We start from the raw sequence: 16,515 nt of genomic DNA, 5'->3' as shown, positions 1-16,515 counted from the left end.
GTGTCGTCAGCGGCTCACGGCTTGAGGACGAGCGTGTCGCTCGTGCTCTTGTCGACCGCCTTGGCCGAGAACGACCAGGGCAGCAGCTCGCCCTTGGCCCACAGGCCCGTCTGGTCCGTGTAGTGCGCGCTGAACGCGTGCCCGGAGGCACCGGTCAGGTTGATCCACCTGGACTTGTCGAAGTCGGCGAGGCTGACGACCATCCGCATGGACGGCACCCAGACGACGTTGTAGCCGCCGGCGGCGTTCCAGCCGGTGGCGTTCACCGTGGCCTCGCCGCCACTGAGCTTCCAGGGGCCGCGGTTGAGGATGTACTGCAGCACCTGGGGGCCGTCGGTGCCGAGCGTCTGGTTCTTCAGGAACAGGCGGTGCAGCCGGCCCCAGCTCCAGGTGTCGATGTCCTTGCCGAGCTTGGCGGTCAGCTCCCAGCGGGCGTCGATCATGGCGCGGGCGAAGAGCTGGTCCACGTTGTTCGCCGCGGGACGGGTGCCCGACTTGGGTGTCTTCCACCAGTCGCTGTCCGGCTTCTCCATCAGGGTGCGCACGACCTCGAACCAGCGGTCGCCGCCGTCCGGCTGCGCCTGGTCGGCGTCACGCTCGCCGCACTCGCGCACCTTGGCGTCGTCGTCGACCGGACCGGTGCTGTCGATCTTGTCGACCCACAGGCACTGCCCCTTGACGCGCAGTTCCTTGGGGAGCTTGTTGCCGAAGGAGAGCTTGAGGATGTTGCGCCAGACGGCGTTGAAGTAGGCGGCTGCCGCGGAATCGGCGTCCTGGGTGTAGTCCCAGCCCTCCAGCAGCTTCTGCGCGTCGCGCACGTTCTTGTCGTCGAGGTTGATCTTCAGCAGCTTCGGCACCAGGAGCTTGGCGATCTCGCTGCTGTTGTCCAGCTGCATCTGCCGCATGTCGTCGGGCGAGACCTTGCCACCGTTGTTGATCTTGGATTCGATCAGGTCGGCGATGCGCTGGCTGCGGGTGCCGTAGCCCCAGTCGGTGGTGAGCGTGTACGGGTACTTGCCCTTGTCGACCACGGCCTGGTTGGCGGTGACGATGTAGCCGCGCTTGGGATCGAACTCGTAGGGCAGCTCGTCCTGCTTGATGAAGCCGGTCCAGCGGTACTTCGCGTCCCAGCCCGGCGCCGGGATGGAGCCGTCGTCGGCGGAGGAGCGTGTGGGGATCCTGCCGGGCAGCGTGTAGCCGATGTGATTGTCGGTGTCGGCGTAGACCAGGTTCTGCGAAGGCACGTCGAACAGGGCGGCCGCCTGGCGGAAGTCGCTCCAGTCCGCCGCCCTGTCGAGGGCGAAGACGGCGTCCATGGAGGTGCCCGGGTCGAGCGCGGTCCACCTCAGGGCGATGCCGTAGCCGTCGCCCCGGTCGGGTGCGGCGGTGTTGACCGTGGCCTTCTTGCCGACCTCGACGAGTTCGTCGTCACGGTCGGACAGCAGTGGCATGCCGTCCTGCGTCTGGCGCACGACGATGGTCTTGGCGGCGCCGCCGGCGACCTTGATGGTCTCCTGGCGGGTCGTGAACGGCCGGATCTTGCCGTCGTACAGGTAGCCGTTCGCGCTCACCTTCTCCAGGTAGAGGTCGCTCACGTCGACCCCGGAGTTGGTCATGCCCCAGGCGATGTTCGCGTTGTGGCCGATGATCACACCGGGCATTCCGGCAAACGTGTAGCCGGTGACGTCGTACTGGCACTTACTGGAGACGCTGCGGCAGTGCAGGCCCATCTGGTACCAGACGGACGGCAGTGACGCGGACAGGTGGGGGTCGTTGGCGAGCAGCGGCTTCTTGGTGATCGTGTACTTCCCGGCCACCACCCAGGAGTTGGAGCCGATGCCCTGGCCGTTCACACCGACGGCGGTAGGAACGTCGTCCAGGACGCTGTAGAGGCCCCCCAGCTGGCTCCTGAGCGTCGATCCGGTCGCCCCCGAGGTGGAAGAGCCTCCCGTGCCCGCCGTGCGCCCAGAGGCGCCCGTGGCGCCCCCGGTCGTCGCACCGGACGTGCCGGGCGTGCCTGTCGTGCCGGTGCCCTGGGAGGCGCCAGTGGCGCCGCCCTGCTGGAAGGACTTGGTCAGCGCGCTGTACTGGCCTTCCTGCACGATCGGCTTGTTGCGGCCGTAGGGGTACTCCGGGTACAGGTCCTGGATCTGCTGCGGGCCGAGACGGCTGGCCATCAGGGCCCGGTCGATCTCGTCCTGCATGTTGCCGCGCAGGTCCCAGGCCATCGCCTTCAGCCAGGAGACGGAGTCGACCGGGGTCCACTTCTGCGGCTTGTAGTCATTGGTGAAGCCCAGGGCGGCGTACTCCAGGGAGATGTCCTTGCCGCTCTTGCCCTGGAGGTAGGCGTTGACCCCCTTGGCGTACGCCTGGAGGTACTTCTTCGTGGAGGCCGACAGCTTGGTGTCGTACTCCTGCCCGGCGATCCGGTCCCAGCCGAGCGTGCGCAGGAACTCGTCGTTCTTGACCTGGCTCTTGCCGAACATCTCCGACAGGCGCCCGGACGTCATGTGCCGGCGTACGTCCATCTCCCAGAACCGGTCCTGCGCCTGGACGTACCCCTGCGCCATGAACAGGTCCTCGTCGGAGGAGGCGTAGATCTGCGGGATGCCGTTGCCGTCCCGCTTGACGTCGACCGGTCCCGACAGGCCGTCGAGCGTGATCGAACCCGTGGTCTGCGGGAAGGAGGCACGGACGGTGCTGATCGACCAGTACGCCCCGTAGGCGATGCCTCCGATGACGGCCAGTACCAGGACCAGCACGACCAATCGGGCTTTGCGCCCCTTCTTCCTGCCGGACTTGGCGGGCTTGTCACCCGTTGTGGCGGTGGTGTTGGGGGGCATCGCTGTCCTTGCTGTCCTAACGCGAGCGGCAGGTCGGGCTGTGACTTTGAATGAGCGCTGGAGCAACCATAGGCGCAGGGCCCTGTCCCGCTTGACGCGGAGTCGGGAACCAGCGCGCACGAGCGTTCGATCTTGCCTCGCCGAGCGTCAAGAAAGCGTCAAGAGTTAGGTAAGGTAACGAAGTAACCGGAGATCTCAGGGAGGGACCGCCGCTGACTGTTCACCACCTCAACCAGCTCCTGCTCGTCTGCTCCGTGGTCCTGCTCGTCGCCGTAGCGGCCGTGCGGATCTCCTCCCGCAGCGGGCTCCCCAGCCTGCTCGTCTACCTGGCGATCGGCGTCCTCATGGGCCAGGACGGCATCGGCGAGATCCATTTCAACAGCGCAGCACTGACCCAGGTCATGGGGTACGCGGCTCTGGTCGTGATCCTCGCCGAGGGTGGTCTCGGCACGAAGTGGAAGGCGATCAGGCCGGTCCTGTCGTCCGCTTGCGTCCTGGCGACCGCCGGAGTCGCCGTCAGCGTGGGGGTCACCGCGGCGGGCGCCCACTATCTGATCGGGCTGGAGTGGCGGCAGGCGCTCATCATCGGCGCGGTGGTGTCGTCGACGGACGCGGCGGCGGTCTTCTCGGTACTGCGCAGAGTTCCCCTCCCCGCGCGCGTGACGGGCACGCTGGAAGCGGAGTCCGGCTTCAACGACGCCCCGGTGGTCATCCTGGTCGTCGCCTTCTGCACGGCCGGTCCGGTCGAGCACTGGTACGTCCTGCTGGGCGAGATAGCCCTGGAGCTGGCCATCGGCGCCGCCCTGGGACTCGCCGTGGGCTGGTTCGGCTCCTGGGGACTCAAGCACGTGGCGCTGCCCGCCTCGGGCCTCTACCCGATCGCCGTGATGGCCATCGCCGTCACCGCGTACGCCGCCGGCGCCCTGGCGCACGGCAGCGGCTTCCTGGCCGTCTACCTGGCCTCGATGGTCCTCGGCAACGCCAAGCTGCCCCACTGGCCCGCCACGCGCGGCTTCGCCGAGGGGCTCGGCTGGATCGCGCAGATCGGCATGTTCGTCGTACTCGGCCTGCTGGTCACCCCGCACGAGCTGGGCGACGACGTGTGGCCCGCCCTGGTCATCGGGCTCGTCCTGACCATGGTGGCCCGTCCGCTGAGCGTGGTGCTCAGCCTGGCGCCGTTCCGCGTGCCGTGGCAGGAGCAGTCCCTGATGTCGTGGGCGGGACTGCGCGGCGCCGTGCCCATCATCCTGGCAACGATCCCGATGGTGAACGGCGTCACGGGCAGCCGCCGCATCTTCAACATCGTCTTCGTACTGGTCGTGGTCTACACCCTGGTCCAGGGGCCGACCCTGCCGTGGCTGGCGCGCACGCTGCGCCTGGGCGAGCAGGGCGAGGCCTCCGACCTGGGGATCGAGTCGGCACCGCTGGAGCGGCTGCGCGGGCACCTGCTGTCCATCTCGATCCCGGAGGGCTCCCGCATGCACGGTGTCGAGGTCAGCGAGCTGCGCCTGCCGGCCGGGGCCGCCGTCACGCTCGTCGTCCGCGAAGGAGAATCGTTCGTTCCGCTGCCCACGACCGTGCTGCGCCGCGGCGACGAGTTGCTCGTCGTCGCCACCGACCCGGTGCGCGACGCGGCGGAACGACGTCTGCGCGCGGTCGCCCACGGCGGCAAGCTGGCCAGCTGGCTGGGCACGGACGGGGCGGGCAGCTTGCGTTAAGGGCGCGTTTCGGGCGGTTCACACCCCGTGAAATCACAGGTGGCCCGCCGTCGTGGTGCTCGTTTTCACAGCCGGGGGCGGCACTGATCCCTGTAGCATGAAGGCGCACCCTGATCGAACCAACTCTGCCTGACGCAGAGCTGGCGCGACCGTATGGCGGCCGGGTCCCCCCACCCGCAGTGGGCGCCGGTATCTACCGCAGTCCGCGCAAGAGGACAGCTCTCGGCACCCGGGCCCACACGGCCCGCGCTACCAGGCGGCAGAAAGGCACGGGCCGTGGGATCCACGGTCACCACCACCGAACCGGAGAAGACCTCGCCGGCCTCCTCCCGCCCGGGATACGGACAGCTGCTGCGCACCCGCGGCGCCTGGACCTTCCTGCTCCCCGGTTTCGCGGCGCGCCAGCCGTTCGCGATGCTCACCCTCTCCATCGTGCTGCTCGTGCAGCACACCACCGGCTCGTACGGCGCCGCGGGCGCCACCGCGGCCGTCACCGGTGTCTCGATGGCGCTCTTCGCGCCGTACAGCGGTCGACTCGCCGACCGCTACGGCCAGCGCGCCGTGCTGGTCCCCGGCGTCCTCGTGCACACGCTGGCGGGCCTGTCGCTGACGGCGCTCGCGCTGGCGCACGCGCCCCTGTGGGCGCTGTTCCTGGCGGCCGTCCCCACGGGCGCCTCGGTGCCGCAGGTCGGCCCCATGGTGCGTGCGCGCTGGGGCGTGAAGCTGCAGGGCTCGCCCCTGATGACCACCGCGGCGGCGTTCGAGTCGGTCACGGACGAGCTGACCTTCGTCTTCGGTCCGCTGCTGGCGACCGCCCTGTGCACCACCGTGGCTCCGGCCGCGGGGCTGGTCACCGAGGGTGCGCTGACCCTTGTCGGCGGGCTGCTGTTCGCCGCGCAGAAGGGCACGCAGCCGCCGGTGAGCGGGGAGAGCGGGCACGCACGCGTGGAGCACGCCTCCGCCCTGCGGGTGCCCGGCGTGCGCGTCCTGGTCGTGACCTTCCTCGGTATCGGGTCCGTCTTCGGCGGCATGCAGGTGTCGCTGGCGGCGTTCACCGAGTCGATCGGCGAGCCCGGCCTGAACGGTGTCCTGTACGGCGTCTTCGCCGCCGGAAACATGCTGTCCGGCATCGTCTGCGGCGCGATCGCCTGGAAGGTCGCCCCCCAGCGCCGCCTGGTCGTCGGCTACACGGCGCTCGCGATCGTCGCGTCCGCCCTGTGGACGGCGCACTCGGTGCCGCTGCTCGCCGGGCTCGGCCTGCTGGTCGGCATGTGCATCGCGCCGGCGCTGATCACCGGCTACACGCTGGTCGAGGGCCTGGTCCCGGCCGGTGCCCGCACGGAGGCCTTCACCTGGCTGACCGGTGCGGTCGCGCTCGGCCAGGCGGCGGCCGTCACGGTCTCGGGGCAGCTGGAGGACCGGCTGTGGGACGGTGCGGGATTCCTGGTGCCGATGGCGGGCACCGTGGTCGCGCTGGTGATCCTGCTGGCGCTGCGGTCGCGGCTGGTCGCGCGGCAGCAGAACCGGACCGTCGCACGTGGCGTCGGTCACCGCGTGCCGGTGACGGTGGACTGATCCCCGGGAATGCGTCACTATGGACCGTCGTTAGCACTCATTGAGTGAGAGTGCCAGGAGGAGACAGTGCCGACCTACCAGTACCAGTGCACCGAGTGCGGCGAGGGCCTTGAGGCGGTGCAGAAGTTCACCGATGACGCCCTGACCGAGTGCCCCAACTGCAGTGGCCGCCTGAAGAAGGTGTTCTCCGCGGTCGGCATCGTCTTCAAGGGTTCCGGCTTCTACCGCAACGACTCCCGCGGCTCCACGTCGAGCAGCAGCCCGGCGTCGAAGTCGTCGAGCACGTCGAGTTCGTCCAGCACGTCTTCGTCCGACTCGAAGTCGTCCACGGCGTCGTCCGCGACGTCGTCCGCGGCCGGCTCCACCAGCAGCTCGGCCGCCTGACACCGCTTCCCCGGACCCTGCCGTCGTACGACGGCAGGGTCTTCGGCACTGGCCGGCACCGGCTCCCCCGCGGTTTCGCCGCCCGCTAGTGTGCTGGTCATGGCGAACGCAGAGATCGGCGTAATCGGCGGCTCGGGCTTCTACTCGTTCCTCGACGACGTGACCGAGGTCCAGGTGGAGACCCCCTACGGGCCGCCCAGCGACTCCCTCTTCCTCGGCGAGATCGCCAGCCGGCGGGTCGCCTTCCTGCCGCGGCACGGCCGCGGTCACCATCTGCCGCCGCATCGCATCAACTACCGCGCCAACCTGTGGGCGCTGCGTTCCGTCGGCGCACGGCAGGTTCTCGGTCCCTGCGCGGTCGGCGGACTGCGGCCGGAGTACGGCCCCGGCACCCTGCTCGTGCCGGACCAGTTCGTGGACCGTACGAAGTCCCGGGCGCAGACGTACTTCGACGGGTTGCCGCTGCCCGACGGCACCGTGCCGAACGTCGTGCACGTGTCCATGGCCGACCCCTACTGCCCCACCGGACGGGCTGTCGCCCTGAAGGCCGCCCGGGGGCGTGACTGGGAGCCCGTGGACGGCGGCACGCTCGTCGTGATCGAGGGGCCGCGCTTCTCCACGCGTGCCGAATCGTTGTGGCACCAGGCACAGGGCTGGTCGGTCGTGGGCATGACCGGTCATCCGGAAGCGGCGCTCGCCCGGGAACTGGAGCTGTGCTACACGTCACTGACCCTGGTCACCGACCTGGACGCCGGCGCCGAGACCGGCGAGGGCGTTTCGCATGAAGAGGTGCTACGGGTGTTCGCGGCCAACGTGGACCGGCTGCGCGGCGTGCTGTTCGACGCGGTGGCGGCACTGCCGGAGACCACGGCACGGGACTGCCTGTGTGTGAACGCGCTCGGCGGGATGAATCCGGGTTTCGAGCTGCCGTAGGGCGCACGCGCAACCGATCGGAATTCCCCGTTCGGGTGAGCGAGTTGTCCACAGTCCGTCGGTGATCCACGGGCTCCGGCGGGATTCGGCGCGAGGCCTCATCGTGGCCTCGCAAGCCGAACTCCTCGTCGCAGGCGGTGATCCCCGTGCCCCGGTCCTGGTCGTCCCCGAATCCGTCCTCGCCCCCTCCCCCTTTTCCGCCCTCTCCGCCCTCGTGTCCTTCACCCCCGCCGGCCGGCTCGCCCTTCCCGCCTCCCCTCCGGCTCCCGCGTCCGCTGGGCACGGACGCGCCGGCGACCTGTGAGATCCCGCAGTTCCCCCCGGTGCGCGTGCGCGGCGGGCGGTATCAGCTGCAGCGGCTCGTACGGCACCGCAGGCGGGCCATCGCTGCCGGTCTCGCGGTGACCGCGGCCGCGCTCGTCGCCGCAGGGCCGCGCGGCGGGGCCGAACCGCACCGCGGGGAACAGGCCCGCGGTCACCGGGTCACGCAGCCCGTACGCCGGCATGCGGCGGTGGACGTGGTGACGGCGCCGGTGCGGATCGCCGACGCGGCCACGGTCCGCCTCCTGCGGCCCGGCGACCGTGTCGACGTCATCGCCGCGGAGGACCCGTCGGCCGGGGGCGTCGCCCGGGTGCTCGCGCGCGGTGTGCGGGTGACCAGGGTGCCCGAGCCCCTGGAGGGCGGGGCGGAGAGCGGGGCGCTGGTCGTGTTGTCGGTGCCGCGCACCACGGCGGCACGGCTGGTCGGCGCGAGCGCCACGGCACGCCTGGCGGTGACACTGTGCTGAACCGTCTCGGACACTTCCTGCGCGGCCTGCTGCCGAGTCGCTTGATCGAGCAGGGGCACTGGACAGAAGGGCGTCACCGTGCCGTAGGTTGCGGAGCGATTCGTTCCACACCCTGTGCATACGAGGAGAGTCCCCTAGGTGAGCGCGAAGCAGGAACCGAGCGTCTGGCAGGGCTTCAAGGCCTTCCTCATGCGCGGCAACGTCGTCGACCTGGCCGTGGCCGTGGTGATCGGCGCGGCCTTCTCGAACATCGTCAACTCGGTGGTGAAGGGGATCATCAATCCGCTGGTCGGCGCGATCGGCACACAGAACCTGGACAACTACAGTTCGTGCCTGAGCGCCAAGTGCCAAGGGACCCACGGCATCCAACTGATGTGGGGCTCTGTCCTCGGTGCCACGCTGACCTTCCTGATCACCGCGACGGTGGTGTACTTCCTGATGGTGCTGCCGATGTCGAAGTACCTGGCCCGGCAGGCGGCCCGCAAGGCGGCACGGGAGGGCACGAAGGAGGTCGTCGAGGTGACCGAGCTGGAGGTGCTCAAGGAGATCCGCGACGCGCTGGTCGCGCAGCGTGGATCGGGGCGCGACGAGCGCTAGCGGCGCTGCTGCGGACGGCTCAGAGGTGGTGGGGCGGCTTCTCGTCCAGGAACCGCTTCAGGTCGGCGGCGCTGTCGCCGTCCGTGCGCTCGCCCCATCCGCGATCGGTGTCGTCCGAGGACTGCTGGTCCAGCGGGTCGGCGAAGACCAGCGCGGGCTTCGGGTCGCGGGGCTCGGATTCCGGGGCGGTACTCATGCCTCAAGCGTACGGTGCCGGTCCACGCGCCCGCGCGCGTCCGGCGCCCCCCGCAAGAGCCGCTTGTGAATGCGTTCACTGTCTGCCGGTGCCTTCACAAAGCCTTCCGGCCGCTTTTCTGGTGTGCTGAGAGGCATGACGTCGCGTTCCGCTCCGGCGCCCGCCCCCTCGGGCGCACCACGGTCCCCCGGACCGCTGCGACGGCTCACCGCGCGCGGGCGCGACGAGGCGCACCGGGTCTCCTCGCCGCTAGAGCTCTTCTTCGACCTGTGTTTCGTGGTGGCGATCGCGCAGGCGGGTGCGCAACTGGTGCACGCCGTCGCCGAAGGACACGCGGGCGGCGGGATCCTCAACTACGCCATGCAGTTCTTCGCCATCTGGTGGGCCTGGATGAACTTCACCTGGTTCGCCTCGGCGTACGACAACGACGACGCGCTCTACCGGGTCGTCACCCTGGTGCAGATCGCCGGCGTCCTGGTGCTGGCGGCCGGCATCTCCCGGGCCTTCCAGCACGACTACCTCGTGGTCTGGCTCGGCTACGTGATCATGCGGCTGGCCATGGCCACGCAGTGGCTGAGAGCCGCGAGATCCGCCGAGGGCGCGGAGAGAACCATGGCGTTGCGGTACGCCTGCGGTGTGCTGCTGTGCCTGGTCGGCTGGCTCGGACTGGTGCTGTTGCCCCCGCCCGTGCGGCCCTGGGTGTTCCTCGTGATGGCGATCGCGGAGATGTGCGTGCCGCTGTTCGCCGAGAAGGGCCACGGGACCTCCTGGCATCCGCACCACATCGCCGAGCGGTACGGCCTGTTCACCATCATCGTGCTCGGCGAGACGATCGCCGCGGCGACCGTCGCCGTGAAGTCGGCCGTGGACGAGCACGACGCGCTGGGCGAGTTGCTGCCGATCGCCGCGGGCGGGCTCCTGATCGTCTTTTGCGCATGGTGGATCTACTTCGTGGTGCCCATCCACGGCCACCTGCGCTCCAACAGGCAGGCGTTCCTGTGGGGCTACGGGCACTACCTGATCTTCGCCTCGGCCGCGGCGATCGGCGCGGGCCTGGAGGTGGCCGTGGAGCACGCGGTCGGCAAGACCCACATTTCCGCGCTGTCCGCGTCGGCCGCCGTCACGCTGCCGACGGCGCTGTATCTGCTGACCGTCTGGGCGCTGCACTCGAGGCATTTCAAGGTCGGCATCGCCCAGCAGCTGGTGCTGCCGGTCACGGCGCTGCTGGTGATCTGCTGCACCTTCCTTGGCGACTGGGCGGTGCTCGCGGCGGGGCTCGTGACCTCGGCCGCGGTGGCGACCGGAGCGACGCTGACGGCGCGCATGGTCAGCCGGGAGCGTGCCGCGAGCGCCACCGCTCCGGCAGACTGAGCCCTCCTCCCCGGTGCCGGCAGGCGAGACTGGCCTGCATGACAGTTGACGCAATCACCGACATCGCCGGGGTGCGGGTGGGTCACGCGACCCTCACCGGGGACGGCTGGCTCACCGGCACCACGGTCGTCCTCGCCCCGGAGGGCGGCGCGGTCGTCGCCGTGGATGTGCGCGGCGGTGGCCCCGGTACCAGGGAGACCGATGCACTCGATCCGCGCAACCTGGTGCAGCGGGTCGACGCGGTGGTGCTGACCGGTGGCAGCGCATACGGGCTCGATGCGGCGTCCGGTGTGATGGGCTGGCTGGAGGAGCAGGGGCGCGGGGTGCGGGTGGGGGCGGATCCGGCGCACGTCGTGCCGGTCGTGCCTGCCGCGTGTGTCTTCGACCTGGGGCGCGGCGGGAACTTCCGTGCGCGGCCGGACGCGGCGGCGGGGCGCGCGGCGGTGGAGGCCGCCGCGGCGAGCGCGCCGGGCGCCCGGGTGGCTGAGGGGTGCGTCGGGGCCGGCACGGGCGCCGTGGCGGGGCGGATCAAGGGCGGGGTGGGTACCGCGAGCACCGTGCTCGACTCGGGGATCACCGTGGCCGCGCTGGTGGTGGTGAACGCCGCGGGGTCGGTGATCGAGCCCGAGACGGGGGCGCTGTACGGGGAGTTGCTTCAGGGGCGGGTGGAGTATCCCGAGGGGCGCGTGCACGAGGACGCGCGCCGGCGCCTCGCCGAAACCGCCGTCAAGAGCGCGACGCCCCCGCTCAACACGACGCTGGCCGTGGTCGCGACCGACGCCGGCCTCTCCAAGGCGCAGGCGCAGAAGCTGGCGGGGACGGCGCACGACGGGATTGCGCGCGCCGTACGGCCGGTGCACCTCATGAACGACGGCGACACGGTGTTCGCGCTGGCGACCGGCGCACGCTCGCTGCCCGAGGACCCGTTGGAGCTCAACGGCCTCCTCGCCGCCGGCGCGGATGTCGTGTCGCGCGCGATCGTACGGGGCGTGCGCGCCGCGGAGTCGGTCGTGGGACCGGGCGGGACGTGGCCGTCGTTCGGGGAGTTGTACGGGGCGCGATAGGGGTGGTGGGGGCGCAGGGTCGCGCCCCCCGCTGCGCGTGCACTCCGCTCGCATGCCGCGCCCAGGGGCTTGAATTGTCGCGGTTCTGTCACGTGATGGCGTTTACGGGGGTTGGAAGGAACCTTCCCGGGCGCCGGTGCGCTCTTTCTTCACGCACTGGAACGGATCACGCACATCACATGAACCTGGAGCAGCCCGTGACAACGCCGGACATTGCAGCGCGGCGCGCGCTGGGGGCCTGTGCCGCCATGATGGTCGGCGCCCTGACCCTGACCGCCTGCGGTGGCAGCGCCAACGCGACCAGCGACGGGAAGGGGGACAAGGACTCCCCCAAGACGTCGACGGCGAAGATTGTGATCTCCGCCAAGGACGGTTCGACGGGCGCGTCCATCAACGCGACCGGAGTGAAGGTCAGCGGCGGCAAGCTGACCGACGTGAAGATGACCGTGGCGGGGACGGGTCAGACCGTGGCCGGGGCGATATCGGCGGACGGCAGCGCCTGGAAGCCGAAGCAGCAGCTGGAGCGCGGGACGAAGTACCAGATGAGCGCGACGGCGAAGGACGCCGACGGGCGTACCGCCGCGGCCAATTCCATCTTCACCACCGTCACGTCGGCGAACAGCTTCATCGGCACGTACACGCCGGACAGCGGCAGTACGGTCGGTGTGGGGATGCCGGTGTCGTTCACCTTCGACAAGTCGATCACCGACAAGAAGACCGTGCAGTCGCACATCTCGGTCAACTCCAGCAGTGGTCAGCAGGTGGTCGGGCACTGGTTCGGGGACCGGCGGCTGGACTTCCGGCCGCAGGAGTACTGGAAGGCCGGTTCCAAGGTCACGATGAACATCGACCTGGACGGGGTCGAGGGCGCGAAGGGCGTCTACGGGGTGCAGAAGAAGACCGTCTCCTTCACCGTCGGGCGGTCGCAGGTCTCCACGGTCGACGTCCACACGCAGACCATGACCGTGGTGCGGGACGGCAAGACGATCAAGACGGTGCCGATCTCCGCGGGCAGCCCGCAGCACACGACGTACAACGGGCAGATGGTGATCGCCGAGAAGTTCGTGCAGACCCGCATGAACGGCTCGACGGTCGGCTTCGGCGGCGAGTACGACATCCCGGACGTGCCGCACGCGATGCGGCTGACGTCGTCGGGAACGTTCATCCACGGCAACTACTGGTACCCCAAGGGCAACCCGCCGTTCGGCCGGGAGGGCACCAGTCACGGCTGCGTCGGCCTCGCGGACGTGCAGGGCGCGCAGGGCGCCACGTCCGCCAAGTGGTTCTTCGACAACTCGCTCGTCGGGGACGTCGTGATCGTGAAGAACTCCCCCGACACGACTGTCGCGCCGGACAACGGGCTCAACGGCTGGAACATGTCGTGGAGCGCCTGGACCACGGGAAGCTCCGCCTGATCTGCAGATTTTGACGCCTCGTGAGGCCGCGCGGGAACTTTTCGCGCGGCCCGCGCGTTTTCCCGGCGTACGTTTTCTCGGTTCCCGGACATGATGTCCGACCGAGGGGCTACCGTATGCACCCACAAGGTGACATGCAGCAACGCCGGGAGATGCCTTGAGCGTTCCGTACGAGACAGCAGCGTACGAACCAGCCGAGTCGCCCGAGTCTCCGGAGGAGCATCTCGCGCGGCTTCTCGGCCGTGCCCTGAACTCCTTCGAGCTGCCCGACGAGGTGATACGGCAGCTCGACTGCGCGCTGGTCCACGACAGCTCGCTGCATTCCGCGCACCACAGCGCGGGGTTGCACCGGGAGACTTACCGGCACACCTGGCTCCTCGCCGACGGTTCCGCGGTCACCCTGTGGGAGCTCGTGCACAACCCCACGCCGGGTGGCCCTCCGGAGCACGAGGTGTACGTCGACGAGGAGGAGCTGCAGGCGGCCACCGCGCGGCTCGGAATGCCGCCGGACACGCCGGAGTTCGAGCTGCCCGCGCTGATGCGGCTGTGGGCGATTCCCGAGCCCCGGCACGTGTTCGCCTCCGACGACTCGGCGGACCACGCGCGTCGGCTCCTGCGCCGTGCGGAGAACCCGGACCGTCCGGGTGCGGAGACGGCGGCGCTGCTGGCGACGGCGACCGCACATGAGATCACGCAGGCGTTCGGGCGCCCGGGGCGCGCCGGACGCGCGGGACTGAGCTACGCGCTGTACGAGCACGCGTTCCTGCTGCCGGACGACAGCGAGATCTCCCTGTGGGAGGTCGAGCACACGGCGACGCCCGACGGGCGGCACATGTGCGAGGTGTACATGTCGGAAGACGCGGCCCGGGACGCCATGGAGCGGCGCGCGGCGCGGCAGGGGTAGCAGCCGGGCCGTCCGGCCACACCGGGCCACCCTCCGGTCAGGAGTTGCCGAGTTGCCGTACCAGTCCGTTGAAGGCGTCGCGTTCCGCGGGGGTCAGGTCCACCGATTCCCGCACGGGCCCGGTCCGGGACTGGGACGGCAGGACCGAGAGGCGGACAGCCGGGATCTCTCGCAGGGCCTCCGTGCGGAAGCGGCGCAGCAGGCGTATGACGCCGATCGCCCAGGCCACGCCGGCCAGGGTGAGGACGGCCGCGCCGGCCAGCTGGAGAGTCGAGACATGCTCTGGCATACGCCCCAGTACACACCACGGCCCGGGACTTTGGTCCCGGACCGTGACGTATCTCGCAGGTGCCGTGAACAACTCACAGCGAACTAAAGGGACAAGGCGTGCCGGCGGGGTGGGTTCGGTGGTCAGGCCGCCACGGGCTGCTTGGTCCCCTTGGGTGTGTCGGCCGCGTGGGCGGCGGGGTCGGCGCCCGTGGTCTCCGGGGCCGGCTTGCGCATGCCCTTGAGGAGGACGACCAGGGCCGTGGTGGCGCAGACGCCGGCCGCGATGGCGACGAGGTACAGGAACGGGTTGCCGATCAGCGGGACCACGAAGACACCGCCGTGGGGGGCGCGCAGGGTGGCGCCGAAGGCCATCGACAGGGCGCCGGTGAGCGCGCCGCCGACCATGGCGGAGGGGATGACCCGCAGCGGGTCCGCCGCGGCGAACGGGATCGCGCCCTCGGAGATGAAGGAGGCGCCCAGGACCCAGGCGGCCTTGCCGTTCTCGCGTTCGGTCTGGGTGAACAGCTTGCCGCGCACGGTGGTGGCCAGGGCCATCGCCAGCGGCGGGACCATGCCGGCCGCCATCACCGCTGCCATGATCTTCATCGCGGAGTCGCTGGGGTTCGAGACCGCGATACCGGCGGTGGCGAAGGTGTAGGCGACCTTGTTGACCGGGCCGCCCAGGTCGAAGCACATCATCAGGCCGAGCAGGGCGCCGAGCAGGATGGCGTTGGTGCCGGTGAGGCCGTTCAGCCAGTCGGTGAGGCCCTTCTGGGCGGTGGCGATGGGTTTGCCGATCACGACGAACATCAGGAATCCGACGATCGCCGAGGAGATCAACGGGATCACCACCACGGGCATGATGCCGCGCAGGGCTGGCGGAATGTTGGCCTTCTGGATCGCCAGCACCACGCCACCGGCGATCAGGCCGGCCGCCAGGCCGCCGAGGAAGCCCGCGTTGATGGTCAGTGAGATGGCGCCGCCCACGAAGCCGGGGACCAGACCGGGCCGGTCGGCCATGCCGTAGGCGATGTAGCCGGCCAGGACCGGGACCAGGAAACCGAAGGCCACGGCGCCGATCTGGAACAGCAGGGCGCCCCAGCTGTCGGCCTGGGTCCACACGAAGTGGTCCATCACCGACGGCGCTTTGTTGATCTTGTAGCCGCCGATCGCGAAGCCCAGGGCGATGAGGAGGCCGCCTGCGGCGACGAACGGGACCATGTAGCTCACGCCGCTCATCAGCCACTTGCGGAGCTTGGTGCCGTATCCCTCGGTGGCGTCACCGGCGCGCTCGACCGGCGTGCTGCCCGACGTGGGCGCCGGCGCGCTCTTTTCGCCGCGCGCCGCCTTCTCGCGTACCTCGGTGATGAGTTCGGCGGCTCGGTTGATGCCTGCCTTCACTCCTACGTCGACGGTCGGCTTGCCTGCGAAGCGGTCCTTGTCGCGTACGGGGACGTCGTGCGCGAAGATCACGCCGTCGGCCGCCGCGATCACCGCCGGGTCCAGCCGGGTGAATCCGGCCGAACCCTGCGTCTCGACGACGAGTTCGACGCCTGTCTCGCGGCCGGCGTTCTCCAGGGATTCGGCTGCCATGTAGGTGTGTGCGATGCCGGTGGGGCAGGAGGTGACGGCGACGATACGGAAGGGGCGCTCGCCTGAGTCCGGGGTGGAGCCGGCGCCCGCAGGGGTGGCCTGCGCCGGGGCGGATGCGTTCGGTGTCCGCGCCGTGGTGTCCGCTGCGGCGCCGGCGGAGGCCGCCACCGGCGTCGCAGCGGAGTCTTCGGACGTGCCCGCAGCGCCCACGGCGCCTTGAGCGGCGCCTGCAGCAGCGTTCGCGCCCGCGCCCGAGTGCACGCCCCCGGCGCTCGCTGCGCTGGCCGCGCCCGCGCTCGTGTCGTCCTCCGCGCCCTCGTCCGAAGACGCCTCCGGCGTCTGCGCCGCGCTCGGTGTCTCGTCCCCGCGGATCAGTGCCGCCGCCGTCCCGGTGTCGGACACCGCGCGCAGCGCCGAGGTGAACTCGGCGTTCATCAGCTGGCGGGCCAGTGAGGAGAGGATCGTGAGGTGGGCGTCATCGGCGCCGGCCGGTGCCGCGATCAGGAAGATGAGGTCGGCCGGGCCGTCCGCGGCACCGAAGTCGACGCCGGCGGCGCTGCGACCGAAGGCGAGGGTCGGCTCGGTGACGTGGCTGCTGCGGCAGTGCGGGATGCCGATGCCGCCGTCGAGGCCGGTCGGCATCTGGGCCTCGCGGGCGGCCACGTCGGCGAGGAAGCCTTCCAGGTCGGTCACCCGGCCCTGGGCCACCATGCGCTCGGCGAGGGCGCGCGCCGCCGCTTGCTTGGTGTCGGCGGACAGGTCGAGGTCGACCAGGTCCGCGGTGATCATGTAGCTCATCGCGGGCTCCAATGCACGCGTATCGCCCGGGGGGAGGGGTGGGCGGAGGTGGGGACGGGGGTGCTG

15 protein-coding genes are annotated in these 16,515 nt (G+C 70.3%); 11 read left to right on the top strand and 4 right to left on the bottom strand.

Features of this window, described 5'->3' with window-relative positions; translation table 11 throughout:
* Window positions 1-14 precede the first annotated feature (14 nt).
* The gene (locus ACWC94_RS02115) at window positions 15-2,843 is read right to left on the bottom strand and encodes a penicillin acylase family protein (protein WP_450794416.1); all 2,829 of its coding nucleotides are present in this window, start codon (window positions 2,841-2,843) and stop codon (window positions 15-17) included.
* A gap of 254 nt (window positions 2,844-3,097) precedes the next feature.
* On the opposite strand from ACWC94_RS02115, the gene ACWC94_RS02110 reads away from it, so the two are divergent.
* From ACWC94_RS02110 to mscL, 7 genes are all read left to right on the top strand, one after another.
* The gene (locus tag ACWC94_RS02110; protein WP_450794415.1) at window positions 3,098-4,561 is read left to right on the top strand and encodes a potassium/proton antiporter; all 1,464 of its coding nucleotides are present in this window, start codon (window positions 3,098-3,100) and stop codon (window positions 4,559-4,561) included.
* Window positions 4,562-4,837: 276 nt separating this feature from the next.
* Window positions 4,838-6,136, top strand: a complete 1,299-nt coding sequence (locus ACWC94_RS02105) for an MFS transporter (RefSeq protein ID WP_450794414.1) — start codon at window positions 4,838-4,840, stop codon at window positions 6,134-6,136.
* Window positions 6,137-6,202: 66 nt separating this feature from the next.
* The gene (locus tag ACWC94_RS02100) at window positions 6,203-6,520 is read left to right on the top strand and encodes an FmdB family zinc ribbon protein (protein ID WP_450794413.1); all 318 of its coding nucleotides are present in this window, start codon (window positions 6,203-6,205) and stop codon (window positions 6,518-6,520) included.
* 99 nt (window positions 6,521-6,619) lie between these two features.
* Window positions 6,620-7,453, top strand: coding sequence for an S-methyl-5'-thioadenosine phosphorylase (locus tag ACWC94_RS02095; RefSeq protein ID WP_450794412.1), 834 nt, complete (start codon window positions 6,620-6,622; stop codon window positions 7,451-7,453).
* A gap of 103 nt (window positions 7,454-7,556) precedes the next feature.
* The gene (locus tag ACWC94_RS02090) at window positions 7,557-7,757 is read left to right on the top strand and encodes a hypothetical protein (protein ID WP_450794617.1); all 201 of its coding nucleotides are present in this window, start codon (window positions 7,557-7,559) and stop codon (window positions 7,755-7,757) included.
* Entirely contained in the window at window positions 7,729-8,241 is a 513-nt protein-coding gene (locus ACWC94_RS02085; RefSeq protein WP_450794606.1) for a hypothetical protein, read from the top strand. Before ACWC94_RS02090 ends, ACWC94_RS02085 begins: the two co-directional genes overlap by 29 nt.
* 138 nt (window positions 8,242-8,379) lie before the next feature.
* Window positions 8,380-8,838, top strand: coding sequence for a large conductance mechanosensitive channel protein MscL (mscL, locus tag ACWC94_RS02080; protein WP_450794411.1), 459 nt, complete (start codon window positions 8,380-8,382; stop codon window positions 8,836-8,838).
* A 19-nt stretch (window positions 8,839-8,857) separates the two neighbouring features.
* On the opposite strand, the gene ACWC94_RS02075 is transcribed toward mscL, so the two are convergent.
* Window positions 8,858-9,034 (bottom strand): hypothetical protein, encoded by a 177-nt coding sequence (locus ACWC94_RS02075; protein ID WP_450794410.1) that lies wholly within the window; start codon window positions 9,032-9,034, stop codon window positions 8,858-8,860.
* 135 nt (window positions 9,035-9,169) lie between these two features.
* Between ACWC94_RS02075 and ACWC94_RS02070 the strand changes: the two genes are divergently transcribed.
* The 4 genes from ACWC94_RS02070 to ACWC94_RS02055 all read left to right on the top strand — a co-directional run bounded on the left by ACWC94_RS02070 (window position 9,170) and on the right by ACWC94_RS02055 (window position 13,788).
* Entirely contained in the window at window positions 9,170-10,405 is a 1,236-nt protein-coding gene (locus tag ACWC94_RS02070; protein ID WP_450794409.1) for a low temperature requirement protein A, read from the top strand.
* 38 nt (window positions 10,406-10,443) lie between these two features.
* Window positions 10,444-11,469, top strand: coding sequence for a P1 family peptidase (locus ACWC94_RS02065; RefSeq protein WP_450794408.1), 1,026 nt, complete (start codon window positions 10,444-10,446; stop codon window positions 11,467-11,469).
* Between the two features lie 251 nt (window positions 11,470-11,720).
* Window positions 11,721-12,884 carry a L,D-transpeptidase gene (locus tag ACWC94_RS02060; protein ID WP_450794605.1) on the top strand — a complete coding sequence of 388 codons (1,164 nt, stop codon included), beginning with the start codon at window positions 11,721-11,723 and terminating at the stop codon, window positions 12,882-12,884.
* Window positions 12,885-13,041: 157 nt separating this feature from the next.
* Window positions 13,042-13,788 carry a DUF6227 family protein gene (locus ACWC94_RS02055; RefSeq protein WP_450794407.1) on the top strand — a complete coding sequence of 249 codons (747 nt, stop codon included), beginning with the start codon at window positions 13,042-13,044 and terminating at the stop codon, window positions 13,786-13,788.
* Window positions 13,789-13,825: 37 nt separating this feature from the next.
* Here ACWC94_RS02055 and ACWC94_RS02050 read toward each other — a convergent pair whose 3' ends face one another.
* Window positions 13,826-14,077, bottom strand: coding sequence for a hypothetical protein (locus ACWC94_RS02050; RefSeq protein WP_450794406.1), 252 nt, complete (start codon window positions 14,075-14,077; stop codon window positions 13,826-13,828).
* 122 nt (window positions 14,078-14,199) lie between these two features.
* A complete protein-coding gene (locus ACWC94_RS02045; RefSeq protein ID WP_450794405.1) occupies window positions 14,200-16,449 on the bottom strand; it encodes a PTS fructose transporter subunit IIABC in 2,250 nt (749 codons plus the stop codon).
* Between the last annotated feature and the right edge of the window lie 66 nt (window positions 16,450-16,515).

It is taken from the genome of Streptomyces sp. NPDC001135 (genome assembly GCF_053598395.1).
The sequence above is the reverse complement of the archived record's forward strand: the minus strand, read 5'-3'. Positions and strand labels throughout refer to the sequence as shown.

Coding starts and splice junctions, on each gene's coding strand:
- ACWC94_RS02115 (WP_450794416.1), bottom strand. CDS start 2,843: ATGCCCCCCAACACCACCGCCACAACGGGTGACAAGCCCGCCAAGTCC.
- ACWC94_RS02095 (WP_450794412.1), top strand. CDS start 6,620: ATGGCGAACGCAGAGATCGGCGTAATCGGCGGCTCGGGCTTCTACTCG.
- ACWC94_RS02075 (WP_450794410.1), bottom strand. CDS start 9,034: ATGAGTACCGCCCCGGAATCCGAGCCCCGCGACCCGAAGCCCGCGCTG.
- ACWC94_RS02070 (WP_450794409.1), top strand. CDS start 9,170: ATGACGTCGCGTTCCGCTCCGGCGCCCGCCCCCTCGGGCGCACCACGG.
- ACWC94_RS02065 (WP_450794408.1), top strand. CDS start 10,444: ATGACAGTTGACGCAATCACCGACATCGCCGGGGTGCGGGTGGGTCAC.
- ACWC94_RS02060 (WP_450794605.1), top strand. CDS start 11,721: ATGGTCGGCGCCCTGACCCTGACCGCCTGCGGTGGCAGCGCCAACGCG.
- ACWC94_RS02050 (WP_450794406.1), bottom strand. CDS start 14,077: ATGCCAGAGCATGTCTCGACTCTCCAGCTGGCCGGCGCGGCCGTCCTC.
- ACWC94_RS02045 (WP_450794405.1), bottom strand. CDS start 16,449: ATGAGCTACATGATCACCGCGGACCTGGTCGACCTCGACCTGTCCGCC.